Source organism: Alloprevotella rava (genome assembly GCF_014195585.1).
GTDB classification, from domain to species: Bacteria; Bacteroidota; Bacteroidia; order Bacteroidales; family Bacteroidaceae; genus Alloprevotella; species Alloprevotella rava.
The window spans coordinates 1-25,909 of the sequence record NZ_JACICA010000013.1 but is presented as its reverse complement, the minus strand read 5'-3'; the positions used below and the strand labels follow the sequence as shown (position 1 = coordinate 25,909).

Sequence of the window (25,909 nt, the reverse complement as noted above, 5' to 3'; positions counted from 1 at the left end):
ATGGCAGAAACAGATTGGAAAAGTGCCTTAGCTGCTCTTGGTGCAATAAGTGAAAGTGACGAGAGCGAGAATAAGTCAGACGTTGTCCGCAAAAAACGTGTAGGAGTCGTCTATTCCACCAATCCAGACTATGACTATTCAGTGTGTGAAGAGACTGAACCTGAAACGATTCCGAAGCATCGACAGAAACTTCATTTGAGTATGGAGCGAGCAGGGCGTGCTGGCAAAACTGTTACTATTGTAAAAGGTTTTGTAGGTACTGATGCTGACATAAAGGCACTCTGCAAATTGTTGAAGCAGAAATGTGGAGTAGGAGGGAGTGTTAAAAATGGAGAGATTATTATTCAAGGCGACCATCGGCAGCAACTTTTGAATATACTAAAGAAGGAAGGTTTTCAGCTATAATAATATAGATTCTCTATTTATAACTACTTTTGTTGCAGTAGATACAATGAAGATGTCAGCTGATAGCCTTATTCTGTCAGCTGATATCCTTATTGTGTTTTTTTACACAATAAGGATATTTACAATAGATAAAGCACTTTACAAAAGCTTCGCTAAGAGAGGATTTAAGAGACATTTTACTTATTTTAGAAAAGATGTATAAAATGATTTTAGATACTTAGTTGATATCTCTTTTGTACCTTTTCCGTTGAGAAACAAGAATAATTTTTTTCTATATTTCTTCGGATAATTCCATCTCTGAAAGCCATAATTTCAGAAAAAAGAACGAAAGGAGATATAATGACGTTTAAAACTAGAAAATGCTAATAGAACACACGCACAAAACTAGTGAAACGCTTTGTAGAGTGAGCAGAAAAATATAATTTTGCCTATTATTTTCAAATTATAAATTAAAAAAACTTCAAAATGGCTATGAAGGACGGAAAGAGAGTTTACACATTTGGCAACGGTCAAGCAGAAGGCCGCGCTGATATGCGTAACGAATTAGGTGGCAAAGGTGCCAACCTCGCTGAAATGAACCTCATTGGAGTCCCCGTTCCTCCTGGGTTCACCATCACAACAGACGTATGTAACGAATACTACGAGATCGGACATGACAAGGTCGTAGCACTCATCAAGGATGAAGTGGAACGTTCTTTGAAGCATATTGAGAACTTGACAAATCAAAAGTTTGGAGATGCAGAAAATCCTCTCTTGCTAAGTGTCCGTTCTGGTGCTCGTGCATCAATGCCTGGTATGATGGATACAATCCTCAACCTTGGTCTTAATGACACTGTTGTTGAAGGTTTAGCAAGGAAAACTGGTAATCCTCGTTTTGCTTATGATGCTTATCGTCGCTTCGTTCAGATGTATGGCGATGTGGTGATGGAATTGAAACCTGCTTCAAAGGAAGAGATCGATCCTTTTGAAGAAATTATCGAGAAGGTTAAGGAACAAAAAGGTGTTAACACTGATAATGAACTTGAGACCGAAGATCTGAAGAAGTTGGTTAAACTCTTTAAGGATGCCATCTTAAAACGTACAGGCAAACAGTTTCCCGATGATCCGATAGAGCAATTATGGGGGGCCATCTGTGCTGTCTTCGACAGCTGGATGAATGAGCGCGCTATCCTTTATCGTAAGATGGAAGGAATTCCACAAGAGTGGGGTACGGCTGTAACCGTAATGGCTATGGTCTTTGGTAACATGGGTGAGACCAGTGCTACAGGTGTTTGCTTTAGTCGTAATGCTGCAACAGGTGAAAATGTATTCAATGGTGAATGGCTGGTAAATGCACAAGGTGAAGACGTTGTTGCTGGTATTCGTACTCCACAGCAGATTACATTGGCAGGAAGCCGCCATTGGGCCGAGCTGCAAGGTATTTCTGAAGAAGAGCGTGCAACAAAGTATCCTTCTATGGAGGAGGCTATGCCCGATATGTACAAAGAGTTGGATGCTCTGCAAACTAAGCTGGAAGAACACTACCGCGACATGCAGGATATGGAGTTCACTGTGCAGGAAGGCAAACTTTGGTTCCTCCAAACACGTAATGGTAAGCGCACAGGTGCAGCCATGGTTAAAATTGCAATGGATCTGCTTCGTGAAGGTAAGATTGATGAGAAAACAGCAATCAAGCGTTGCGAGCCATTGAAACTTGACGAACTTTTGCACCCAGTATTCAATAAAGAAGCATTGAACCAAGCAAAAGAGCTTACACGTGGTCTTCCCGCAAGTCCAGGTGCTGCTTGCGGTCAGATAGTGTTCTTTGCTGATGATGCAGAAAAGTGGCATCATGATGGACATAAGGTAATTCTTGTGCGTCTTGAAACAAGTCCTGAGGATCTTGCTGGTATGGCCGAAGCTGAAGGTATCTTGACTGCTCGTGGAGGTATGACTAGCCATGCAGCAGTGGTTGCTCGCGGTATGGGCAAGTGCTGCGTCAGTGGTGCAGGTGCTGTAAATGTAGACTATAAGAAACGCACCATCGAAATTGATGGCCAGATTCTGAAAGAAGGTGAATATATATCTCTGAATGGTACAAACGGTCATGTCTACAAAGGTGAGATTCCTACACAGGCAGCTGAACTTAGCGACGATTTTGCAGCTCTGATGGATTTATGCAGCAAATACACACATCTTCAGGTACGTACCAATGCTGATACTCCACACGATGCTGAAGTAGCAAATCGGTTTGGAGCAGTAGGTATCGGTCTCTGCCGTACGGAGCATATGTTTTTCGATAATGAGAAGATTATTGCTATGCGCGAAATGATCCTAGCAGAAGATGCAGAAGGTCGTGAACGTGCTTTGGCAAAGTTGTTGCCTTATCAGAAGGAGGACTTTAAGGGTTTGTTCAGAGCGATGAACGGATATCCCGTAAACGTACGTTTGCTTGATCCACCACTCCATGAGTTTGTTCCTCATGATACTCTCGGCCAGCAGACAATGGCAGACCAGATGGGCGTTAGCGTTGAAACAATCAAGCAGCGCGTTGAAAATCTCTCTGAGCACAACCCAATGTTGGGCCATCGTGGTTGCCGTTTGGGAAATACATTTCCTGAAATCACTGCAATGCAAACGCGTGCCATTCTTATGGCAGCTTGCGAACTGAAGAAGGAAGGATTTGATCCTCATCCCGAAATCATGGTTCCTCTAGTTGGTAATGTTCACGAATTTGAAAACCAAGAACGCGTCATTCGTGCAGAGGCTGCAAAAGTTTTTGCAGAACAAGGTCTTGAGATTACGTTCAAGGTTGGCACTATGATTGAGATTCCTCGTGCAGCCCTTACTGCTGATAAAATAGCTACGCACGCAGAGTACTTCTCTTTTGGAACAAATGACTTGACGCAGATGACCTTTGGTTATAGCCGTGATGATATTGCAAGCTTCTTACCTGTTTACTTGGAGAAAAAGATCTTGAAGGTTGATCCATTCCAGGTTCTCGACCAGAAGGGGGTAGGTCAGCTTATCAACATGGCAGTAGAAAAGGGGCGCTCTGTTCGTCCCGAACTGAAATGTGGTATTTGCGGTGAGCACGGAGGTGAACCAAGTTCTGTCAAGTTCTGCCACAAGGCTGGTCTTAACTATGTGAGCTGTTCTCCATTCCGCGTACCTATTGCACGTCTCGCTGCGGCGCAGGCTGCTGTAGAGGAATAATCGAAGGTGAAATTATAATTAAAGAATTATGGGTAAGAACTTTCAACAGGAGCTTATCCATAATTCTTTTTATATGTCTATGGGCCAAGAGCTGTTTATTAAGAAATAGTCAGTAATTGAAACCATGAACCCCAATTCGGGATAAGCAGTACTTCTTTTTCCTCAAAAAAAGTTTTAATAAAAACCTAAAAAGAGGATTGTTTTTTGTATATTTACTATTGATTATCAATCATATAACAAAATAACAATCCTCATGAAACTTGTCAGCAAAGTTACGGAAATTTATTGTATTGCAGATGATTTCTGCAAAGAATATAATTTAGAATTGAATAAAACCTCTCTTTCGCTCTCAAATCCCTCTGCCAATAGTCCAAAACATCGCAAGAGAAAAGGACGAATGAGTGATGCTGAAATGATCACAATTCTTATATTGTTTCACAGCAATACATTTCGGAATTTCAAACATTTCTATCTCTTCTATGTTTGCCGAGAACTAAAAAAAGAGTTTCCCGATCTACTCTCTTATACACGCTTTGTTGAGCGTATGCCTCGTGTTGCAATCCCTCTCTTGCTCTTTCTCAAACTGGGATTAATGAGAGAATGCACAGGGATAACCTTTATCGATTCTACACGTATTCCAGTGTGCGAAAACAAGAGACAATCCCGTAATCGCGTATTCAAAGGGTACGCCCAGAAGGGAAAAAGTACGATGGGATGGTACTATGGATTCAAACTTCATCTTTTGTGTAATGAACGAGGAGAACTACTCAATTTTGCTCTAACCCGAGCCAATGTAGACGACCGTAACCCAAAAGTATTCAACGATTTGACGAAGGATTTATTTGGAAAATTATATGCCGATAAAGGGTATATTTCTCAATCACTTTTTGCTTTACTCTTTGATCGAGGTGTGCACATCGTAACAGGAATACGGACTAATATGAAGAACAGATTAATGGATGTGCATGATAAAATCATGCTTCGCAAAAGAAGTATCATAGAGACTATCAATGATATGTTGAAGAACGTTGCACAGATAGTTCACACACGCCACAGAAGTATCGCTAATTTCATCGTAAACCTTTTAGCAGGAATGACTGCTTATGCTTTCTACGACACCAAACCTTCCATCAATATGGAGTTTGAGAGGGATGCAAAGCAGGGTGTAAAACAGCTTACTTTATTCTAACCTATAATTTGCGTGAAACAATTATACTTCGGTTTTAGGTCAAGGCCGAAAGGATGCGTGTGCGGTTTAACAAACTCATGAAAAAGCGTTTCTTAAACCGAATTGGGGTCATGAAAAATTTTCTCACCTTTTTTCCTGAAGACCGAAAGCTATTTCTCTTTTCTATGCTCCCGATGAAATAATTAAAGAAAAAATATCTAAATGTTACCAATGCGACTTGTAAGATTTTTTCTAATTATACTTTTACTTATAGCTGTTTAGAAGTCTTTTCCTTAGACAAAAATTGTAGGGCAAGCATCCAAAACTGAAGTTCTATAGTAAATCGAGAAAGCGTAAAAGAAAGAGTAGCTATTATAATAAATATAAAGTTTTACCTTAAGCATCTTTGCATGATAAAGCAAAATACTTTTATAAATATGGGAATGAGTAAAATAAAAAAACAAAGGCTTCCCCCAAAAGCAAGTCCACACAACACTCCGCTAATAATGCAAACAGCTAGAAGGTATACAAACGTAATGATCAAAGTAAGATTACTCGGCATTTAGCAAGGATTTAGAAAATGGGATAAAATAGATGAATCTGACATTTTTCAAGTTAATATCTGCGATAATTAAATAAGCCCTGATTTTTCTACTTAAAAATTTTGAATTATCGGATTTCTCCTTTACATTTGCAAAATCATAGTATTTAAAAGAAAGTTATTAACTCTAATCATTAACCACTTTTATAATTATGAAAACCGAGGTAATTATGCAAGCCCTAGAGGCTAAGCATCCTGGAGAAAAAGAATATCTCCAGGCAGTAAAGGAAGTATTACTTTCTATTGAAGATGTTTACAATCAGCATCCTGAGTTTGAGCGCGTGAAACTTATCGAGCGCTTGGTAGAACCTGACAGAATCCTGACTTTCCGCGTGCCTTGGACCGATGATTCGGGCGAGGTGCATGTAAACTTAGGCTATCGCGTTCAGTTCAATAATGCCATTGGTCCATACAAGGGTGGGATACGTTTCCATCCTTCCGTTAATCTTTCTATCTTGAAGTTCTTGGGCTTTGAGCAAACCTTCAAAAATGCACTGACAACATTACCTATGGGCGGTGCTAAAGGTGGAGCAGATTTCTCACCACGTGGAAAATCTGATTCAGAGATTATGCGCTTCTGCCAAAGCTTCATGCTGGAAGCCCATAAAATTCTAGGTCCAGATATGGATGTTCCTGCTGGTGATATTGGTGTAGGTGGTCGTGAGGTTGGCTATATGTTTGGAATGTACAAGAAACTTACGCATGAACATACTGGAACTTTCACTGGGAAAGGTCAAGAATTTGGCGGATCTATCCTTCGTCCAGAAGCAACTGGATATGGTGCTTGCTATTTCTTGAAGCAAATGTTGGCAGATTATAGTATGGAAGTGAAAGACAAAACTGTCGCTATCAGTGGTTTCGGAAATGTAGCTTGGGGGGCAGCTAAGAAAGCAACAGAGCTTGGTGCTAAGGTTGTAACTATTAGTGGACCAGACGGATATGTTTACGATCCAGACGGCATTAGTGGCGAGAAAATTGAGTATATGCTCGAGCTTCGTGCTAGTGGTAATGACATTGTTGCTCCTTACGCTCAGAAATATCCCAACGCAAAGTTCATTGCAGGTAAGAAGCCTTGGGAAGTAAAGGTTGATATCGCTATGCCATGCGCTACTCAAAATGAGTTGAATGAAAATGATGCAAAGCATTTGGTCGCAAATGGTGTAAAATGCGTTGCAGAGGTTAGCAATATGGGCTGTACTACAGAAGCTATCGATTACTTCATCGAAAAGAAAACTCCATTTGCACCTGGTAAGGCTGTTAACTCTGGTGGTGTAGCTACTTCTGGTCTAGAAATGACTCAGAATGCGATGCATTTATATTGGACAGCAGAAGAAGTTGACAAGCATCTTAACCAAATTATGACAGATGTACATGCTCAATGCTTACAGTATGGTAAACAAGAAGATGGTTATATCAACTATGTTCGCGGTGCAAACATAGCAGGTTTCATGAAAGTTGCCCGTGCCATTATTGCACAAGGAATTCTGTAACATATAATTGTTTCCTCTCTAGAAGCAATGACTAAAAAGGGAAGAGCCAGGCTACGAGCTTGGCTCTTATTTTTTTCTAAGACTATCAAGATTTATGCGCACCTATATATGCAGTCTTTGAACTAAGAACGTAGGGTAATATTCCCAAAAGTGTGTAAGTTTGTTTCTCCTCGCATAGGTTGTTTCGGTCATCTCTTTTGCAACAGAGCCCAAGAGAAAGATTACGGCCTCTGCAGAAGGTAGAGCTCCTCGTAGGCGCAATGTTCGTTTATAGCTACGATTGAGACGTTCTACCCCGTTGGTCGAATAAATCATACCCCGAACACTCTCTGGAAATCTTAGATAGGTGAAATTGGGGATATTGCGAGGGGCGGCGAGGGAGGATAAACTCCTATAATGCTTCCCCCAACGAGCGGCAAATGTACATAAATTTTCAAAAGCTTTGAACGGCGTAAAGCCTTTTTCTTGAATCGGGAATAATTCTTCTAGCTTCTGCTTTAGTATCACTTTGTCCTTCTTTGAAACTTGATTTAGTACGTGACGCTTGAAGTGAACCACGCACAATTGATGAGCTGCTTGAGGGAATGCCGAACAAATGGCGCGCTCTATGCCTTGCAAGGCATCTGAAATAATCAAATCGATCTGCTCTACACCGCGTTCCTTAAGGCCGTTCAATTCCAACTTCCAATTCAAAGCCCCTCCTGTAGGATGATTCACCACACAAAGAAGATACTGTCCTAGGAGCTGCAAGCCCCCAAGGAACGTGGTGTGCAACAAATCGACTTGATTGTGTCCGATGTTTTGAGCGGCATCGAAAATGCGGTATGTTCGGCTTTTCCCACGGCACTGCACCAACTTTGCGTCGTGCATTTCAAACGGAAGGTGTTGAACACCGCTTCCTTAAAAGACAAAGCCGAGGTCTGGGAGGAACTCAAAGAACTCTTTCCCATAGAGCATACCGACATGACGCCTCTTGCGGCCTATGAGAAATTGCGTACCTTTGCGCAGCGTTGGGGCAAAAAGTACCCGAGCCTTGCCCGTTTGGGCAATGAGCGCAACGCGGCCTATTTTACCTATATGAGGTTCTCCGACAGTGTGCGCCGAATGATTTATTCTACCAACTGGGTGGAACGATTGAATAGAAGCTACAAAGCGCACTTTGCTCATGCGTGGGGCGATGCCTTCTCCCGCCTTGGTGGTTTATTTCTTGGGGGCTGTTGCCAAGGAGAAAACAGAAGGGACATATGCAAGACGGCTGCCATATTTTCGGAAGTGGAAAATCAGGTAAAATGGCAATGAAATATCAGCATCAGGGCAAGGACGAGGAGAATCTTACACACTTTTTCGGACATTACCACAAAGAACCTCTCGAGTGCCATCGGGAAGCAGCCCCAACATCGTGTAATAAGCCTCTTGAGACACACTATCGTTTCGGCGAGTAGAGGAAAAAGTAGTATCAACGGGGCGAAAGCTGGCGCGATAGCCACTTATATATCTCGTCTTTACTTGTCCGTGAGAAGAAACTAACTTGCTGCTTACTATAATGATGCCCATAGATGCGCTCACAGACAGATCCTATGTCTTCACAGGTTGCCCGTACGCGTGCGAGGAATATACGTAGCTCAAAACTACAACCAGCACCACGCCAACGACGAGGCCGAAAACCATTACATTGTTCACCAGGGTGATCCTTTACCCAAAGAGCACGCTCTTGTTTGGAAAATGTATCTTGCTGAATTATATTGTATTGCAGAATGTATTCTGCAATACAATATAATTCAGAATTGAACAAAATCTCTCTTTCTCTTTCAAATCCCTCTGTCAACAGCCCCCTGTTTATAATTGTAATTATGTTTAATTTAAACAATAAGTAAAATAATGCATCTTCATTAGTACTGGTTTTATTAGGGAGGACTGAATATATATCATAGATTTTAGTATATTTGCGATAGAAACGAAATGATATGACGACCCATCTTTGCAAAAATTTCGAACACAAATATATATATATTCCAACTATTGCTGATAGTCGAGGAAATTTGGCGATTATTGACAATGCAAAATCTGTTTTGCCGTTTAAGGTTCAACGAGTATTTTGGATTTATAATGTACCAGAAGGACAAGTTCGTGGTTTGCATGCTCATAGAACGTGTTCTGAAGTTTTAGTAACTGTAAAAGGTTCACTTTCTGTTATTTTAACGGATAAAAATGGCACTAAAGAATATAATTTGAACAGCCCGAATAAAGGCTTACTTATTCGCCCGTTTGTTTGGTGCAAATTAGAAAAATTCAGTTCTGATTGCGTCTGCATCTGCTTTGCTTCAGAAGCGTACGATGAAACAGGTTATATTAACGATTGGGATTCTTTTTCAGAGCTTATTAAATAAAAATGAAGATTAGTCCATATAAATCTACAGATAAAGATCTTTGGGATCAACTTGTAGAAGGTTCTAAAAATGGAACTTTCTTATTTCTACGTGATTATATGGATTATCATAAAGATCGTTTCTCCGATTGTTCTCTGATTGTTAGGAATGCAAAAAATACTCCTATTGCTTTATTTCCTGCAAATTATGTTGATTCTGAAAAGCTTGTAGTATCTCATGGAGGTTTGACCTATGGTTCTCTCCTTCTCTCTCATGAAGCTACAGCTGTGGATATTGGAAAAGTTTGGAAAGAGATTCGAAGATATTATAAGCAGCTAGGTGCTGATTTACTGCATCTTAAAACAATTCCATACATCTATCATAATTATCCCTGCGAGGAGGAGAAGTATTGGCTTTTCCGTTCTGGAGCAAAACTACTATCATGTGGCTTGTCTTCTGTAGTTGATTTGAGGAGTCCTCTTTCTTTTAGCAAGTTACGAATGCGGAAAGTTAAAAGAGCGCAGCAATCAGCTTTAGAGGTAATACTCAATGCTCCCCTATCCCATTATTCTGGATTTTGGGCTATTCTAGGGAAAGTTCTTCTTTCCTATCATAACACATTACCTGTACATTCATTGGAAGAAATACTATTGCTTGCACAACATTTTCCGCAAAATATACAGTTGGCTATTGTTCTGAAATCAGATAGTATTATCGCAGGCTGTGTTCAATATAAGACAAAAAATGTCAATCATATTCAATATATTGCAGTTTCAGAAGAGGGCCGTAATAAAGGAGCTCTTGATTTTCTTTTCTATCACTTGATTCAGAATTCTCAAAAAGAAGGTTTCAAGTATGTTGATTTTGGAATTTCTACGGAACAAGATGGGCACTACCTAAATGAAGGTCTACTTTTTCAGAAAGAAGGCTTTGGTGGCAGAGGAATTTGTTACGACAAATATGAGATAAACCTAAATGATTAGCTTCTTAGACATACAGAAAATATCACAAGAATTTCAGCCAGAATTATCTTCTGTTGTAGAAGAGGTCGTAAACTCTGGCTGGTACTTGAATGGAAAAAAACTATCAGCTTTTGAAGATGCTTTTGCTAACTATATCGGAGTTCAGCATTGCATTGGCGTAGGAAATGGTTTAGATGCCTTGACGTTGATTTTGCAGTCGATGAAAGATCTTTACCATTGGAAAGATGGAGCAGAAGTTATTGTCCCTGCCATGACTTTTGTTGCTAGTGCACAAGCTATTGTTCGTGTAAATCTTACTCCTGTTTTCTCTGATGTCTCTTCTTTTCACTACACACTTACTCCTGAATTAGTTTCTTCAAAAGTTACTAAGAAAACCCGAGCTATTCTACCCGTCCATCTGTATGGAAAGACCTGTAATATTGAAGATTTGAGAAAAATATCAGCAGCTTATAATTTGCGAATTATTGAAGATGCTGCTCAAGCTCATGGAGGACGATATTTCTCGGGAAAGAGAGTTGGGTCGGAAGGTGATGCTGCAGCATTCAGCTTTTATCCAGGTAAAAACTTAGGTGCTTTAGGTGATGGTGGAGCTGTGGTTACTAATAATTCTTGTTTGGCAGAACGCGTAAGAATGTATGCCAATTATGGGGCGAAAGAAAAATATAATCATGTCATTCAGGGAGTCAATAGTCGCTTAGATGAGATACAAGCAGCTGTTCTTTTGCTCAAATTAAAAAAGCTTGATGACGATAACAAACAGCGTCGCCATATAGCACATATATATAAGACAAATATCAAGAATCCATTTGTAGTCTTACCTCAATATGCTGCCAAAGATAGTGTTTTTCACATCTTCCCTATTTTGGTAGATAAAAAAGAGAAGTTTCAAATCTATCTCAAAGAAAAAGGAATAGAAACTTTGTGCCATTATCCCATACCTGTTCACAAACAGAAATCATTTTCATCATATAACTCTTTGACATTCAAAGAGACTGAATACATTGCGGCTCGAGAAGTTAGTCTCCCCATAAGTCCTGTTTTGACCGATGACGAAGCAATGTATATTTCACAAGTGATAAATAACTACAACGATAAATAAAGTTCTAACCATGTCCATAGATGTACTTATTTGTTCCCTCAATAAGGGTATAGTTCGCGTTGATGAAGTTATGCTTCCTCCTCGCTCTGATGTTCATTATATTGTTTCTTACCAGTATACAGACGAACGTTACCTAGACTTAATACCAGAGTCCCTTTCCCAACGAGAAGATGTTACATTATATAAATATAACGGACAAGGGTTGTCGGCAAATAGAAATTTGGCGATGGAAAAATCAACGGCAGAACTTTTTATGTATGCCGACGATGATACACACTTTACAGAAGAGACTTTTGATACAATCTTTGAAACATTCAAGCAAGAAACAGAATTGGATATAGCTTTTTTTAGGGCAAGCACTTACACAGGAAAGTTGCTCAAATCTTATCCTGAGAATGAGCAAATGCTCACTGCAATGCCTAAAGATTATATCATTTCTGCTATTGAGATGGTTTGCCGCCGAGAAGCTGTACAAGGCAAAATACGCTTTGATGAACGCTTTGGTTTAGGCACAAAGTTTCTTACATGTGGCGAAGAAGAAATCTGGATGGAAGATGCTGTAAAGGCAGGTTTCAAGATGAAGTATTTTCCCTTTAAAATTGTGGAAACTTCTACTCTTCTCAAGAAGTCTATGATATATGTAGATGCGGGAGTTCAACGTAGTTATGGCGCGATACTTTACTATAAATACGGGCGCAAAGCATGGCTTAAAAGTTTGCAATTTGCTTGGTGTTCTGCAAGAAAGCGTATGTGCCATTTCAATCCATTCTTCCGGCACTTGCTAGAAGGAATTGCTTATATGCGAAAAACTGAATAAAAGGAAAGATTTTTATGATTTTAGAATTATTAATATGCACGATAAACGAAGGTGTGCGTCGTGTGCCAAACATATTATTGCCCCAAGTAGAGAATGTTCGCTATTTAGTGTCGTGGCAACAAACAGGTACTGTCAATATTGACTTACCTGAAGATCTCAATCGCCCAGATGTTCGTGTTATTACGCTTGAAGGTCGCGGTTTAGCAACCAATCGTAACAATGCTCTCAAGAATGCTCAAGGTGATATTCTTCTACTTTCTGATGACGATACAAAATATAAAGCAGAGAATCTACAAAATATCGTCCAGAAATTTAGAACATATCCCAAAGCAGATATGATATGCTTCAAAGCCGTGGATGCAGAAGGTAAAGAGATAAAGCAGTATGCTGAACAACCTTTTATTTATGCAAAACGTCCAAAAGGAACTTTCTTTAGTTCTTGCGAAATAGCATTCCGTAGGAGCCTAAATCTGCCATCTTTTGACGAACGTTTTGGGCTTGGCTCTCAATATTTGGCTTGTGGAGAAGAGGAAGTTTTTCTTGAAACAGCATATAAGAAAGGATTAAAAATCATATTTTTACCTGAAGTTGTTGTTGAAACAAATTCGGACACAACAGGGAAACATTTCTTAATAAACGCAGCTGTTCGACGATCTAAAGGTGCTGTTCTTTGCATCATTTACGGCCCATGGAGTGCCCGCTTACGGTGTCTCAAAAAAGCCATGCAATACGACGAGCTCCCACTGCAACAGCGCATGAAGTTTTTTGAAGATATGATTCAAGGTATCCATTATATACAATATGGGCATCTCTAATCCGCTAATATCGATAATCATTCCTTTCAGAAACCGAGAAAAATACATCCAACGAACCTTAGCCTCCTTTCGTCGCATCAAATATCGACCGATAGAACTAATCTTCGTTGATAATGCTTCAGAGGACAATTCTCGGCAGTTTGTAGAGCACTTTCTTCAAAATATAGCAGAGGATAAAGTGGTTATAATGCTTCTTACTGAGCCTATTGTTGGAGCTTGTAAAGCTCGAAATTGCGGACTTCATGCAGCTCATGGAGATTTTGTTTATTTCTTTGATGACGACGACGAAATTTCTGCTGATTTCCTAGATGAAGCATTCCCCCATCTCTATGATAATGATATTGTAGCTGCTCCTACACGAATGATTTTCCCTACAGGCGAAGAGAAAGTGAGATATACCAGTTTTTCTGATAGTGTACGCGATCAAATTTTAACTGGTATGCTTTCTACTCAAAGTATGCTTATTCGAAAATCGGCCTTAATTAGTGCAGGAGAATGGAATGAAAAGCTACCCAAATGGAATGATTGGGAACTGGGTGTACGTTTGCTCAAGAAAGGACTGAAAATAACTTGGTTAAAGAAGGTATATCATCGTATATATCAGCATCCAGATAGTTTAACAGGTCCTTCGCTTGCTACTACTTATCCCCTACTTCAACCAGCTCTATTAGCTGTTGCTTCACTTTCCTTGACCGATTCAGAAAAAAGAGCCCTTGCTGCTAAGGAGTTGATTATTTCCCGCGAGTTAGAAAAAGCTGGAGAGAAACAGCAAAATCGTATCATCATAACTCGCAACCTAAAACTGTATCCCTCCTTATTTTTTTTCTACTTCTATTTAAGGTTGATAAGCAGAGGAGCTTGGAAGTTTTATCGTACTTTTTGGTCATAAATAGCTAGTATATTTTGGCCCTAAAAATATCCTTATTGCGTTTTGAAATATCCTTATTGCGTCAGCTGATACAATAAGGATATTTTCAAATCCAAGTATTGTATTTTAATCATCTTTGTTATTGACCTATATCTTTCATATATAATGTATTAACGAATTGCAAACTAACTAGGAAAAGTATGTATTATTGCTGAAATAAGATAGTAATAATTTTGCATTCATCCTAAATTTGTATATTTGCACTAAGATGAATGAGGTAATAGTTACAGATGCAGCTTTGCGTGAAGCAGCTGGCAAAGGCTCAGATGAATTTCTCGCAGTGGTGATGGATGCCATTTGCGCTTCAGTGAATAATGAACTTACTGCAGAGACAATGATGCAACTAAATGCAGAACAGATAACCCTCTATGGCTTTAAGATTTTGCACGAAGAAGTCATGGATGGTGGTTTTGTACAGTTGATTCACAATGGATATGGTCCTTTTGTCTTTCTCAATCCTTTTGCTAAGGCATTGCGGCTTTGGGGACTTCACGATCTTTCCAAGTTGGTATACAAAGGCCGAAAACTTTTTGAACAAGATGCAGAAGAACTCACACGCGAGTGTAGTGATGAAGAGTTTATGGCCCTTTTTGAGCAATTTCCACAATATGATGACTTAGATGACGAATTTGTAGAAAATGAAGAATCCTATGTTGATGGAGTGGCTCATTACGTAGACGAACACCTCGCAAACTTTGTTACTATCATAAAATAAAGAAATGGCAGGAAAAAAGATTGTTCCATCAAGGATAAATATAAAAAATAAGCGAGCAGAACACGATTATTTTATCATAGACCAATACACTGCGGGAATTGTCTTAACTGGCACAGAAATTAAGAGTATCCGTGCAGGAAAAGCTGGCCTTGTAGATTCGTTTTGCTTCATTAGTAACAATGAAATTTGGGTCAAGAATATGTATGTTGCAGAATATAGTTTTGGCTCTTTTAATCGTCACGAAATACGTCGCGACCGAAAGTTGCTTCTCAATAAGAAAGAAATCAGACATTTAGCAGATGAAACAAAATCCCCTGGACAAACTATTGTCCCCTTACGTCTTTTTATCGACGATAATGGTCGTGCTAAATTAGTTGTTGGCCTTTGCCGAGGTAAGAAGGAATACGACAAACGCGAAACTTTGAAAGAAAAGGAAGGACGTAGGGAAATGGATAGAGTTTTAAAGGGACATAGATATGGGACTTAAAGAAGCTGTAAAAGATAGAATACTTATTTTAGATGGTGCTTTAGGTACCATGATTCAAAAATACGGATTGTCCGAAATGGACTTTCGTGGAAAACGATTTGAATACTTGCCTGGACAGCAGCGTGGTAATAATGATTTATTGGTGCTCAGTCGTCCCGACGTGATACGAGAAATCCACACGCGTTATCTTGAGGCTGGTGCAGACATCATCGAGACGTGTACGTTTAATAGTCAAAGTATATCCTTGGCCGACTATCATTGTGAATCGTTGGTAAAGGAAATAAATTTTGTTGCAGCACAATTGGCACGTACATGTGCTGATAAATTTTCAACACCAGAAAAGCCTCGTTTCGTTACTGGTTCTGTTGGCCCAACCAATAAGACTTGCTCTTTAAGTCCAGACGTTAACGATCCAGCTCTTCGAGCTTTACAGTTCGATGAATTGGCCGCAGCTTATCAAGAACAAATAGAGGCTCTACTTGAAGGAGGTGTAGATGCCATTCTTATTGAAACAGTTTTTGACACTTTAAATGCGAAGGCGGCGGTGGTTGCTGCACAAGCAGCTATGAGTACGGTGGGAAGAGAAGTTCCTATCATGCTCAGCGTTACAGTTGCGGATAAAGGTGGACGCACCCTTTCGGGGCAGACACTCGAAGCTTTCTTGGCATCATTCAGTACAATGCCGATATTCTCTGTGGGGTTGAACTGTTCTTTTGGTGCAAAGGACATGAAGCCATTTCTTGAAAATCTCGCGGCAAAAGCCCCCTACTACATATCTGTGTACCCCAATGCTGGATTGCCAAACTCTTTGGGAGAATACGATGAGACTCCAGAGCATATGGCTTCGGAAATTGCAGAATTTCTTGATGAAAATCTGATAAATATCGTAGGCGGATGTTGTGGAACTACTGACAAGTTTATTGCAGAGTACTCTAAATTACTGAAAGGTCGTACTCCACACCAGCCTGTAGCCGCTCCCACTTGTCTGTGGCTCTCTGGTTTGGAATCTTGTGAAGTTCGTCCAGAACGAAATTTTACAAATATCGGAGAACGCTGTAATGTGGCAGGTTCACGCAAGTTCTTGCGACTGGTTTCAGAAAAGAATTATGACGAAGCCATTGGCATAGCTCGCAAACAAGTGGAAGATGGAGCTCAGGTTATTGATATAAATTTCGATGACGGCCTATTAGAAACAAAAGAAGAAATGGTGCATTTCCTAAATCTTCTTGCTTCCGAGCCAGATGTAGCGCGTGTACCTTTCATGATCGACTCTTCGAAATGGGACGTTATACTTGCAGCCCTCAAATGTGTACAGGGAAAATCCATTGTCAATAGTATTTCTCTGAAAGAAGGAGAAGAAACTTTTCTCTCTCATGCACGTGATATACAAAAGTATGGGGCAGCTGTTGTAGTAATGGCCTTTGATGAGACGGGGCAGGCAACAAGTTTCGAACGCAAGATTGAAATATGCAAACGTGCCTATAATCTTCTTACACAGAAGCTACACTTTAACCCCAATGATATAATCTTTGATCCTAATGTCCTAAGTATCTGTACAGGTATTTCTGAGCATGATTCTTACGGCTTTGATTTTATTCGCGCTGTAGCTTGGATTCGCGAAAATCTGCCAGGTGCGCACGTCAGTGGTGGTATCAGTAATTTATCCTTCTCTTTTCGAGGTAATAACTACTTGCGTGAGGCTATGCACACAGTATTCCTCTATCATGCTATCCAGAATGGATTGGATATGGGTATTGTAAATCCCTCTTCTACAATTACATATTCTGATATTCCTAAAGACTTGCTCGAAGTCATAGAGTCCGTTATTCTCAATACGCGTGATGCGTCGGAAGAACTGATAAGCCTTGCACAGCAAATGACAGATCAACAGAAAAATAAAGTTGAGCATAGTCAGAAAACAGAAGAGTGGAGAGATTTCCCTTTAGATAAACGGCTTTCTTATTCGTTGCGAAAAGGAATCGATAGTAATTTGGAAGAAGATCTATCAGAAGCTCTTGGGAAATATGCCCATGCTGTTGATATTATTGAAGGCCCTTTAATGGACGGCATGAATGAAGTTGGAGATCTTTTTGGAGCAGGGAAAATGTTTCTTCCACAAGTAGTTAAAACTGCACGTACGATGAAGAAAGCTGTTAGTATTCTGCAGCCCCATATTGAGGCTGAGAAAAAAGACGGAAATAGTGCAGGAAAAGTATTGATGGCCACGGTGAAAGGAGATGTCCATGATATTGGAAAGAATATCGTAGGGGCTGTACTCTCATGTAATAATTACGCCATTGAAGATCTGGGAGTGATGGTTGCCCCTGAAGACATTGCGGAAAAAGCCCTTGAAATAGAAGCTGATGTTGTTGGTCTAAGTGGCCTTATTACTCCTAGTTTGGACGAAATGACAAAAACGGTGGTAATGATGAAAGAACGAGGTATAGAAATCCCAGTTCTTTTGGGCGGTGCTACAACAAGTCGCTTACACACAGCCTTGAAAATTGCTCCTAATTATGATGGCCCTGTGATATGGGTAAAGGATGCGTCACAAATGGTTATAGCTATGTCAAAGTTGTCGAATCCAGCTACTGCGGACAACTATATTGCTGAAAACTATAAGCAGCAAGAAATCCTGCGTGATAAACATAATATAAAAACTACGCAAGATGTTGATTTTAAAACTGCTAAATCTGACAAACTCAATCTTTTTAATAAATAACTTATGAAACGATTACTAACATCACTCTTTGTGATTTTATCCTGCTGTGTTCATGCAGTTGCGGGAAAGTACATCACTGTTGAAGGAAACAGGCTGATGAAGGATGGAGCTCCCTACTTCTATGTCGGTGCTAATTTCTGGTATGGACCAATCCTTGGCTCTAAGGGAGAAGGTGGCAACCGTGAGCGTTTAGTTTATGAGTTGGATTCGCTGCGCTCTATGGGTGTAGATAACCTCCGCATTCTCGTAGGTGCAGAAAAGGGTAGTAAATTTGCAAATTCTGTTAGCCCTGTTCTTCAGTCAGCGCCAGGAGTATATGACGATGCTCTCTTTGATGGCCTCGACTATTTACTTGCTGAAATGGCAAAGCGTAATATGGTTGCCGTACTCTATCTCACAAATTCTTGGGATTGGAGTGGCGGTTATGGATTCTACTTGCGTGAGACAGGCCATGGTGATTCTCCTTCTGCAGAAGGTCCTGGTGGATTTGAAGCTTACTGCAACTATGCTGCGAATATGAATAGTGATGCAAAAGCTCAGAAGCTTTTCTTTGATTATGTAAAGACCGTAATTGCTCGTACGAATAAATATACAGGTCGCAAGTACACAGAAGATCCTACCATTATGGCTTGGCAGATTGCTAATGAGCCACGCCCTTTCTCCAGCAAGGAATGCGACAATATGGTACAGTTCTTGGCGAAGACAACGAAACTGATTAAATCATTGGACAAGAATCATCTCGTATCTTTAGGAAGTGAAGGTATTGTAGGGTGTGAAAACGATGAGGGAATATGTGAACGCTCTGTAATGGATAAGAATGTGGATTACATGACAATACACATTTGGCCAAAGAACTGGAATTGGACTTCTAACGATCGCTTAACGGAAGCACTTCCGAATGTTTATTTGAAGGCAAAAGACTATATTGCTCGCAACTCTCGTATTGCAGATAAGGCGGCAAAACCTATTGTTATCGAAGAGTTTGGATATCCACGCGATCATGCCTTATATTCTGCAGAAGCAACTGTATCTGCCCGTGATAATTTCTACAATTTCATTTTCCAACAAATTATACAGAGCAAAGAAAATAATGGAAATATTGTAGGTTGCAATTTCTGGGGATGGGGCGGTAAAGGACGCTTAAACGGAAACCGTTGGAAAGCAGGCGATGACTTCCTTTGCGATCCTCCACACGAGCCACAAGGATGGTATTCTGTGTATGATTCTGACACAACTACTACGGATTTAATTAAAGCTGCAGTAGAGGCACTGCGCAAATGAGAGTAATAATAACACTATTATTGCTGGTTTTTCCTGTAGCATTAATGTCACAAACTAAGAGTCGAGTAAGGAAATCTACGGATTTCCTTTTCTCGACTCCTATTGCTGCAGGTATAACAACAGCCTTGATTAAGAAAGATTATGTGGGGCTTAAGCAATTAGCGTTTTCTACAGGCACAGCTATTGTTACAAACTATGCTTTAGAGCTTTCAGTAAAGAAAGTGCGCCCCGACCATACAGGGAAACATGCTTTCCCCTCTACTCATACACTCATTGCCTTTACTGGTGCAGAATATGTACAGCGGCGTTATGGATGGAAATGGGGGCTTCCTGCTTTTTTCGTTTCGAGTTATGTGGCCTGGGGAAGAGTTAATGCAGAAAAGCATGACTGGTGGGATGTTGCTGCTGGGGCGGCAATTGGCATTGGTGCAAGTTATGCTTTTACAAAGCCTCTTAAGAATGCAAATATAACAATAGTACCTGCTCACAAAGGAGTAGTTATCACTGCTACCTTCTAAGGACTTTCTATTCCTTAGGACTAATTTCCTTTCCTCATATACAAAGTGGAGTTTATACGCTTAGTGTTTCATCGGTTCAATAAGAGTTTTTACTCCTTTGATTTTCTCTCCAGAAATCATTTGCAAAAGCTGGCTGACTTTATTTCGTTTTATAGCTACATAGGACTGATGTGACGTAATATCAATTCTTCCTATTTCAGCTGATTTTAAGCCACCTTTTTTGCAAAGAAATCCTAAGATATCACCCTTAGAAAGTTTATCCTTCTTTCCTCGACCTATATAGAGTGAACGCCATAAAGGAGCATGTGCTTTTATGGGAGAATCTGAAATATCTAAACTCTTATATTCCTTTATATAGTCTGGAATATTTTCTTCGGGACCAACCAACAAATAGTTACTTCCTGTATTATCCCATCGAGCTGTTCGGCCTGAGCGATGAATAAACTCTTCTTCCTTGTTAGTCAAATGATACTGTACAACATGGCGTACTTCTGGAAGATCTAAACCTCTAGCAGCTAAATCAGTTGCAACTAAGATATTTACACTTCCAGCACGAAATCTGTAGAGATTACGCTCTCTAACCTCTTGCTCTTGCCCTCCGTGATAATCTACACAGGAGAATTTGTTTTCTTTTAAGTATGAAAGAATGCGGGCTACACTCTCACGATGCGCTACAAACACAATTGATGGTTCCCCTCTAAAAGAACTTAAGAGGCGTCCTAATGTTTCTAACTTGTCCCTCAGCGGACTTTTTACAACATATAGCTTACTTTTTTCATCAGAGTTTTCTACTGTGGACAAATAATCTAACGTAACTGAATTTTTCGTCTTTTTCTCTGGGAATGCAAAGTCTGGCATCTCTTCTATATTTGTAGCAGAAGTGAAAATGCGCTGTTTAATATGCGGTAGCTTTCTAATAATTTTATCCATATCATCTTGAAAGCCTAGCTCTAAGCATTTATCAAATTCGTCAATAATAAGAGTGTGGGCAGCTCCTGTAAAGATATTGTCCTTCTCTATGTGATCTAGCAGACGTCCAGGCGTGGCAAAGACTAGCAGAGGTTTTATTTCTCGAATCTGCCTATGCTCATCCATTGTAGGGCGACCACCATAGAGACAGAGGCTTCTGACTCCTTTCAGCTTCATTCGCTGAAAAACTTCATTAGATTGTAAAGCAAGTTCTCGCGAAGGAAGAATTATAGCCACTTGCAATACGTTCTGATCGGCCTTGATTTTTTCTACAATTGGCAAAAGATAGGCAAGAGTTTTACCTGTACCTGTTGGAGAAAGTAGAGTAGTATTTTTTCCACTCTTAATTGTTTGATAAGCTTTTTCCTGCATCTCCGTAAGAGCATCAAAGCCAAGATTGGTCAGTATAATATTGTGTTCCATTGTGTCCATAAAAAAGAGTGAGAATAAAGAAATTACACGGATTTCTTTTAAGGAAATCCGTGTAGTAATGTAGCTGTAGCTTATTTATGATTAGTTAAACCAACGTACATAGCAGAAGTCCTGACGATGAGGCAATAACGAATTTTTCGGGAACATACGGTAAGCAATCTTGAAGCTACCAGCAATGTCAATTTCGTTCTTGAGTTCGAAGGTATAAAGATTACCTTCATGCCCTACTACGTTCATCGGGATAACGCGCAATAAGTGATCTTGTCCTTCAGCAGTACCAACGACAACCATTTCTATACCAATTGCGTCGTCAAGTCCTTGTGCGTCTATGGTCACACGTGATTCGAATTGTTCACCATTGATGTGAAGACCATTGTTGTCATTCGTGGCTTCTTTCTTAACAACTTGAATGCTGTCCCAACGTTCTGCTACAAGTTCCTTCCAAGCTACAATTTCTTTTGCAAGCTTGTTGTTGTCTGCTGATAGAGCCTTGAAGCGGCTTGCCTGAGGAGTATAGAAACGATCATAGTAATCATCTAATTGGCGTTTCATTGTATAGTGAGGAGCAATTTGAGCAATGCTATTTTTCACCGTACGCACCCAATTCTCGCTGTAACCTTTACGGTTACGAGCATAGTAAAGAGGTATAATTTCTTGTTCGAGCAATGAATAGATCGTTGATGCGTCCAACTTATCTTGATATTCTTGATTCTCATAAGTACGGCGGTCTGTTAGTGCCCAACCTGCACCTTCACGATAACCTTCATACCACCAGCCATCAAGAACAGAGAGATTGATCACGCCATTCATAAGTGCTTTTTCTCCTGAAGTACCAGAAGCTTCGAGAGGACGTGTTGGTGTATTCATCCAAATATCAACACCGCTCACCAAGCGACGTGCAAGATGCATATCGTAATTGTCAAGAAACAGAATCTTGCCAATAAATTCTGGACGCTGAGAAATTTCGTAGATACGCTTGATCAGACCTTGGCCTGCCCCATCTGCAGGGTGCGCTTTTCCAGCAAAAATAAATTGTACTGGGTAGTCAGGATTATTTACAATCTTTGCTAAGCGATCGAGGTCGCTAAAGAGCAAGTGTGCACGCTTGTAAGTAGCAAATCGACGAGCAAATCCAATGAGTAGTGCATTGGGATTGATCTTATCAAGTAGACTTACCACGCGGCTTGGATCACCATGATTCTTCAACCAGTTTTCGCGGAAACGTTCGCGGATATACTTGATAAGTTTATTCTTTAGCGCCAAGCGTGTCTTCCAAATTTCCTCATCGGGCACTTCGTAAATCTTTTCCCAGATCTTTTCATTCGATTCATCTTCCAAAAAATTCTTATCGAAGTACCTATTGTAAACAGATTTCCATTCCTTTGCGCTCCATGTGGGATAGTGTACACCATTAGTAACATATCCTACATGACTTTCTTCTGGGTGTGAGTTGTAGATATTATACCACTCATCGTGTGTGCGAAAATCGTGTTCTACGCGCTCTTCTTCGGGCATATATCCCTTCCAGATATTTTTGAACATCTGCTGACTTACACGGCCATGCAACCAGCTAACGCCATTAACTTCCTGGCAGGTGTTGCAGAGGAATGTAGACATACAGAAGCGTTCTCCGTGATCGTCTGGATTCGTACGGCCAAGACCGATAAAGTCATCCCAAGTGATTCCTAATTTTTCAGGAACCCACCCCATGTACTTACCGAACAAAGCTTCATCGAAATAGTCGTGACCAGCAGGAACAGGAGTGTGAACGGTATATAGAGAGGAAGCACGTACCAACTCTAAAGCTTCACCGAAAGAAAGACCTTGACCAACATAATCAACGAGGCGTTCAACGTTGCAGAAAGCAGCGTGACCTTCGTTGCAGTGGTAGATGTCTTTCTTGATGCCCAGCTTCTTCAAAACAAGCATACCACCAATACCGAGCAAATATTCCTGCTTGATACGATTTTCCCAATCACCGCCATAAAGTGCATGGGTGATATTTCTATCATATTCGCTGTTTGAAGGAATATCAGTATCGAGGAGGTAGAGAGAAATACGACCTACATTTACCTTCCAAATTGCAGCATGAACGAGATAGTTGGGGAAAGGAACATCAACAACAAGTTGATTACCAGTCTCATCAAGAACTCGCTCAATTGGGAGTTTATCAAATTCTTGTGCCTCGTAGTTTGCAATTTGCTGGCCATCCATAGACAGATTCTGGGTGAAATAGCCATAACGATATAAGAAACCTACAGCACAGAGGTTAACATTTGAATCACTAGCTTCTTTCAAATAGTCACCAGCTAAAACTCCAAGACCGCCAGAGTAAATTTTGAGAATATGGAACAGACCATATTCCATGCAGAAGTATGCTACACTAGGACGCTTCTCATTAGGTTTTACGTCCATGTACTTGCGGAAATTCTTATATACCTTATTAACACGATCAACAAGTTCCTTATCTTTGCTAAGTTCCGTCAAGCGGTCATAGCTCATGCGTTGGAGCATATCAATAGGGTTTTGATCGCATTTGTGATCAAACAAATCATGGTCAATGCTGCGGAATAACTCAATACCTTCAGGATTCCAAGTCCACCACAGGTTGTGTGCCAATTCGTCAAGCTGTCGTAATTCAGCAGGGATATGGCTCTGAACATTAAAAACCTCCCAGTTCGGCTGGTTAGCGTTGCTTACTTTGACTTTCATAAATTATTTTGGTTATTATTTTAATTTTTTGCTCAATGCAAAATTATATGCTTGGTAGTAATACTTAATAAAGTTGTTCCACTGCGCTTTGTCGGCCAGTGCAGCAGCATTCTTGCGCATCTTATTGCGAATAGTTTTATTTGCATTCAGAACTTTTATCGTTGTATTGCAGATATTTTGTGCCACATCAAAATAGTTGTCATCATTTCGGTGTAACACTTCTACGCCATTTTCGATCATTCCTCTGTGCTTCAGAGTAGCATCCACCCATTGGCCAAAGCCACTTAAATCCGTTGTAATACATGGTATCTTGAAAGCACAAGCCTCGAGCGGTGTATATCCCCAAGGTTCATAATAGCTTGGGTAGATACAGAGGTCATTTGCCAGTAGAACCTCATAATAAGGCTTATTGATGATACCATCTTCTCCATCGAGATAACACGGAAGGAGGATGACTTTTACAGGGTTGTTTCTGTCGTTCATCAAGGAGAGCGAGCGCATTGTATTGAGAATGGCATCCTCTCCCTCATTGTAGAGTTCGTGCGTCAGATACGGATTGGGTAATGCTGTATTTGGAATTTCCTTTTCTGCCAATCGTTGTTGCAGGTCTTTGCGTGGCTCTTTCATCCAACAAGGTACTTCTATCAAGGCCAAAACACTGGTTTTACAATTTTCAGTAGATTGGCGCTGTAATTCGCTGTTGAGATTAGCCATAGCTTGAAGGAATACATCAAATCCTTTGCAACGGAAATCATTGCGGCCACTTGTTGAAACAATCATGGTACTATCAAAGAGTTCTTCACCCAGTAGAGCAGACGCAACTCTCAGCAAATTCTTTCGAGCTGCTTTGCGCTTTGCGGTGAATGCAGAACCTTTCGGAACGATGGTATTGTCGAAGCCATTGGGCAGAATCACATCTGCTGACTTCTCAAGCAGTTGGGCACATTCTTTGTCGGTAAACGTTGAAACAGTAGTGAAACAATCAGCAAAATGGGCACTTTGCTTCTCCACACTATGTTTTGCATCCATATGGAGTTCTTCGGCCATTTGATCGCCATTGTAACCATGGAAGTATTTATAGAGCTGCTTATTATTGCTCGTAATAGAACGGCCAATGCTTGTGGCATGGGTCGTAAAAATAGTGGCAATACTTGGAGCAGCCTTGCACAAATGTAGCATACCCAAACCAGCCATCCACTCATGAGCTTGATAAACAACTTTCTTATTTTTGTGGATAAGTGAGAGGTATATAATCTCTACAAAACGTGCTGCAGCATAAGAGAACATAGAGGCTTCATCGTAATCGCCATAGGCTTTGTCACTTTGAACTCCAAAATTCTGCCATACTGTTCTATATATAGAATTGCGTTGCTCGAAAAAAGGTTGGAAATCTACTAGAACGGCAATGGGCTTGCCTTCAACTTGCCAACGCCCTATCCTAACATTTACACCTTCCTTTGCTGCGGCTTCACGCCAGTTCTTTAAGAGTTTTTTATCTTCTATAAAATCAGGATTGTTTTTTCCTTGCCATACATCTGGACCTAAGAATATAAGCTTATTACCATATTCTTTAAGTAGTGTCTGTGCTCTCGATGACAAGACAGTATAAATGCCTCCGACTTTATTACAGACTTCCCAACTTGCCTCGAAAATAAAGTTAGGCTTGAGTTGCTTACCTATCATTTTTTGTATTTTGGGTGCAAAGATAGTCTTTTTTATTGAGTTCTTGTTTTGAAAAAGTATTTAGTTTATAGTGCAATAATTTTAATTTGTTTTATTTTTTATTCTTTTAGGAGAGATTGTTTTAAGGTGAAGGAAAATGGCTTTACCTTTGTACTTAGTACGAGCATATGAGTAGTTCTTAACACCATATACCTGATATAATAAGCTGTCGTTCATTTCTAATGAAGTTGGGCAACCACAAAGATAATGAATAGACAGCTTTTTTTATAAGAAAATAATAAATCCTTCGTCAAATCGTTGAATACTTTTGGGTTACGGTCGTCTACATTGGCTCGGGTTAGAGCAAAATTGAGTAGTTCTCCTCGTTCATTACACAAAAGATGAAGTTTGAAGCCATAATACCATCCCATCGTACTTTTTCCCTTCTGGGCATACCCTTTGAATACGCGATTTCGGGATTGTCTCTTGTTTTCGCACACTGGAATACGTGTGGAATCGATAAAGGTTATCCCTGTGCATTCTC

General features: G+C 40.2%; 19 protein-coding genes and 3 pseudogenes. 16 read left to right on the top strand and 6 right to left on the bottom strand.

Going from position 1 to position 25,909, the window contains the following annotated elements; translation table 11 throughout:
• From FHS60_RS09110 to gdhA, 4 genes are all read left to right on the top strand, one after another.
• Positions 1-405, top strand: a complete 405-nt coding sequence (locus tag FHS60_RS09110) for a translation initiation factor (RefSeq protein WP_244957482.1) — start codon at positions 1-3, stop codon at positions 403-405.
• 471 nt (positions 406-876) lie between these two features.
• Positions 877-3,600 (top strand): pyruvate, phosphate dikinase, encoded by a 2,724-nt coding sequence (ppdK, locus tag FHS60_RS09105; RefSeq protein WP_244957481.1) that lies wholly within the window; start codon positions 877-879, stop codon positions 3,598-3,600.
• A gap of 253 nt (positions 3,601-3,853) precedes the next feature.
• A complete protein-coding gene (locus FHS60_RS09100; protein ID WP_183697827.1) occupies positions 3,854-4,789 on the top strand; it encodes an IS982 family transposase in 936 nt (311 codons plus the stop codon).
• A 732-nt stretch (positions 4,790-5,521) separates the two neighbouring features.
• Positions 5,522-6,859, top strand: coding sequence for an NADP-specific glutamate dehydrogenase (gdhA, locus tag FHS60_RS09095; RefSeq protein WP_183697824.1), 1,338 nt, complete (start codon positions 5,522-5,524; stop codon positions 6,857-6,859).
• Between the two features lie 102 nt (positions 6,860-6,961).
• Here the strand turns inward: gdhA and FHS60_RS09090 are convergent.
• A pseudogene (locus FHS60_RS09090) lies at positions 6,962-7,624 on the bottom strand (transposase); the annotation flags it as partial.
• A 3-nt stretch (positions 7,625-7,627) separates the two neighbouring features.
• Between FHS60_RS09090 and FHS60_RS09085 the strand changes: the two are divergent.
• Positions 7,628-8,158: a transposase gene (locus FHS60_RS09085; RefSeq protein ID WP_183697822.1), complete on the top strand. Its 531-nt coding sequence runs from the start codon at positions 7,628-7,630 to the stop codon at positions 8,156-8,158.
• Positions 8,159-8,215: 57 nt separating this feature from the next.
• Here the strand turns inward: FHS60_RS09085 and FHS60_RS10545 are convergent.
• Positions 8,216-8,627, bottom strand: a pseudogene (locus tag FHS60_RS10545) (transposase); the annotation flags it as partial.
• Positions 8,628-8,823: 196 nt separating this feature from the next.
• Between FHS60_RS10545 and FHS60_RS09075 the strand changes: the two are divergent.
• From FHS60_RS09075 to FHS60_RS09025, 11 genes are all read left to right on the top strand, one after another.
• A complete protein-coding gene (locus FHS60_RS09075; RefSeq protein ID WP_009346562.1) occupies positions 8,824-9,246 on the top strand; it encodes a sugar 3,4-ketoisomerase in 423 nt (140 codons plus the stop codon).
• A 2-nt stretch (positions 9,247-9,248) separates the two neighbouring features.
• A complete protein-coding gene (locus FHS60_RS09070) occupies positions 9,249-10,208 on the top strand; it encodes a GNAT family N-acetyltransferase (protein ID WP_183697820.1) in 960 nt (319 codons plus the stop codon).
• Positions 10,201-11,307: a DegT/DnrJ/EryC1/StrS family aminotransferase gene (locus FHS60_RS09065; protein ID WP_183697818.1), complete on the top strand. Its 1,107-nt coding sequence runs from the start codon at positions 10,201-10,203 to the stop codon at positions 11,305-11,307. Before FHS60_RS09070 ends, FHS60_RS09065 begins: the two co-directional genes overlap by 8 nt.
• A 10-nt stretch (positions 11,308-11,317) precedes the next feature.
• Complete coding sequence (locus FHS60_RS09060) at positions 11,318-12,124, top strand: glycosyltransferase family A protein (protein ID WP_183697816.1); 807 nt, start codon at positions 11,318-11,320, stop codon at positions 12,122-12,124.
• Between the two features lie 14 nt (positions 12,125-12,138).
• The gene (locus FHS60_RS09055) at positions 12,139-12,939 is read left to right on the top strand and encodes a glycosyltransferase family 2 protein (RefSeq protein WP_183697814.1); all 801 of its coding nucleotides are present in this window, start codon (positions 12,139-12,141) and stop codon (positions 12,937-12,939) included.
• Positions 12,926-13,828 carry a glycosyltransferase family 2 protein gene (locus tag FHS60_RS09050; RefSeq protein ID WP_183697812.1) on the top strand — a complete coding sequence of 301 codons (903 nt, stop codon included), beginning with the start codon at positions 12,926-12,928 and terminating at the stop codon, positions 13,826-13,828. Before FHS60_RS09055 ends, FHS60_RS09050 begins: the two co-directional genes overlap by 14 nt.
• Positions 13,829-14,075: 247 nt before the next feature.
• The gene (locus tag FHS60_RS09045) at positions 14,076-14,582 is read left to right on the top strand and encodes a DMP19 family protein (RefSeq protein ID WP_183697810.1); all 507 of its coding nucleotides are present in this window, start codon (positions 14,076-14,078) and stop codon (positions 14,580-14,582) included.
• Between the two features lie 4 nt (positions 14,583-14,586).
• Positions 14,587-15,069, top strand: coding sequence for an SsrA-binding protein SmpB (smpB, locus tag FHS60_RS09040; protein WP_009346569.1), 483 nt, complete (start codon positions 14,587-14,589; stop codon positions 15,067-15,069).
• Positions 15,059-17,791, top strand: coding sequence for a methionine synthase (gene metH, locus FHS60_RS09035; RefSeq protein WP_183697808.1), 2,733 nt, complete (start codon positions 15,059-15,061; stop codon positions 17,789-17,791). The genes smpB and metH overlap by 11 nt, the downstream gene beginning before the upstream one ends.
• Before the next feature lie 3 nt (positions 17,792-17,794).
• Positions 17,795-19,072 (top strand): glycoside hydrolase 5 family protein, encoded by a 1,278-nt coding sequence (locus FHS60_RS09030; protein WP_183697806.1) that lies wholly within the window; start codon positions 17,795-17,797, stop codon positions 19,070-19,072.
• Positions 19,069-19,590 (top strand): phosphatase PAP2 family protein, encoded by a 522-nt coding sequence (locus FHS60_RS09025; protein ID WP_183697804.1) that lies wholly within the window; start codon positions 19,069-19,071, stop codon positions 19,588-19,590. Before FHS60_RS09030 ends, FHS60_RS09025 begins: the two co-directional genes overlap by 4 nt.
• A gap of 60 nt (positions 19,591-19,650) precedes the next feature.
• On the opposite strand, the gene FHS60_RS09020 is transcribed toward FHS60_RS09025, so the two are convergent.
• The 4 genes and pseudogenes from FHS60_RS09020 to FHS60_RS09005 form a co-directional block, all read right to left on the bottom strand.
• Positions 19,651-20,982 (bottom strand): DEAD/DEAH box helicase, encoded by a 1,332-nt coding sequence (locus FHS60_RS09020; protein ID WP_183697802.1) that lies wholly within the window; start codon positions 20,980-20,982, stop codon positions 19,651-19,653.
• A 90-nt stretch (positions 20,983-21,072) separates the two neighbouring features.
• Complete coding sequence (gene glgP / locus FHS60_RS09015) at positions 21,073-23,703, bottom strand: alpha-glucan family phosphorylase (protein ID WP_183697800.1); 2,631 nt, start codon at positions 23,701-23,703, stop codon at positions 21,073-21,075.
• Between the two features lie 15 nt (positions 23,704-23,718).
• Complete coding sequence (locus FHS60_RS09010) at positions 23,719-25,386, bottom strand: glycogen/starch synthase (RefSeq protein WP_183697798.1); 1,668 nt, start codon at positions 25,384-25,386, stop codon at positions 23,719-23,721.
• A 317-nt stretch (positions 25,387-25,703) separates the two neighbouring features.
• Positions 25,704-25,909 (bottom strand): annotated as a pseudogene (locus FHS60_RS09005) (transposase); the annotation flags it as partial.

Bases quoted from the DNA above. Each gene is read 5' to 3' on its own strand.
- FHS60_RS09075 (WP_009346562.1), top strand. From the start codon at position 8,824: ATGACGACCCATCTTTGCAAAAATTTCGAACACAAATATATATATATT.
- FHS60_RS09055 (WP_183697814.1), top strand. From the start codon at position 12,139: ATGATTTTAGAATTATTAATATGCACGATAAACGAAGGTGTGCGTCGT.
- ppdK (WP_244957481.1), top strand. From the start codon at position 877: ATGAAGGACGGAAAGAGAGTTTACACATTTGGCAACGGTCAAGCAGAA.
- glgP (WP_183697800.1), bottom strand. From the start codon at position 23,703: ATGAAAGTCAAAGTAAGCAACGCTAACCAGCCGAACTGGGAGGTTTTT.
- smpB (WP_009346569.1), top strand. From the start codon at position 14,587: ATGGCAGGAAAAAAGATTGTTCCATCAAGGATAAATATAAAAAATAAG.
- FHS60_RS09010 (WP_183697798.1), bottom strand. From the start codon at position 25,386: ATGATAGGTAAGCAACTCAAGCCTAACTTTATTTTCGAGGCAAGTTGG.
- metH (WP_183697808.1), top strand. From the start codon at position 15,059: ATGGGACTTAAAGAAGCTGTAAAAGATAGAATACTTATTTTAGATGGT.
- FHS60_RS09030 (WP_183697806.1), top strand. From the start codon at position 17,795: ATGAAACGATTACTAACATCACTCTTTGTGATTTTATCCTGCTGTGTT.
- FHS60_RS09060 (WP_183697816.1), top strand. From the start codon at position 11,318: ATGTCCATAGATGTACTTATTTGTTCCCTCAATAAGGGTATAGTTCGC.
- FHS60_RS09045 (WP_183697810.1), top strand. From the start codon at position 14,076: ATGAATGAGGTAATAGTTACAGATGCAGCTTTGCGTGAAGCAGCTGGC.
- FHS60_RS09070 (WP_183697820.1), top strand. From the start codon at position 9,249: ATGAAGATTAGTCCATATAAATCTACAGATAAAGATCTTTGGGATCAA.
- FHS60_RS09050 (WP_183697812.1), top strand. From the start codon at position 12,926: ATGGGCATCTCTAATCCGCTAATATCGATAATCATTCCTTTCAGAAAC.
- FHS60_RS09025 (WP_183697804.1), top strand. From the start codon at position 19,069: ATGAGAGTAATAATAACACTATTATTGCTGGTTTTTCCTGTAGCATTA.
- FHS60_RS09020 (WP_183697802.1), bottom strand. From the start codon at position 20,982: ATGGAACACAATATTATACTGACCAATCTTGGCTTTGATGCTCTTACG.
- FHS60_RS09100 (WP_183697827.1), top strand. From the start codon at position 3,854: ATGAAACTTGTCAGCAAAGTTACGGAAATTTATTGTATTGCAGATGAT.
- FHS60_RS09110 (WP_244957482.1), top strand. From the start codon at position 1: ATGGCAGAAACAGATTGGAAAAGTGCCTTAGCTGCTCTTGGTGCAATA.
- FHS60_RS09065 (WP_183697818.1), top strand. From the start codon at position 10,201: ATGATTAGCTTCTTAGACATACAGAAAATATCACAAGAATTTCAGCCA.
- gdhA (WP_183697824.1), top strand. From the start codon at position 5,522: ATGAAAACCGAGGTAATTATGCAAGCCCTAGAGGCTAAGCATCCTGGA.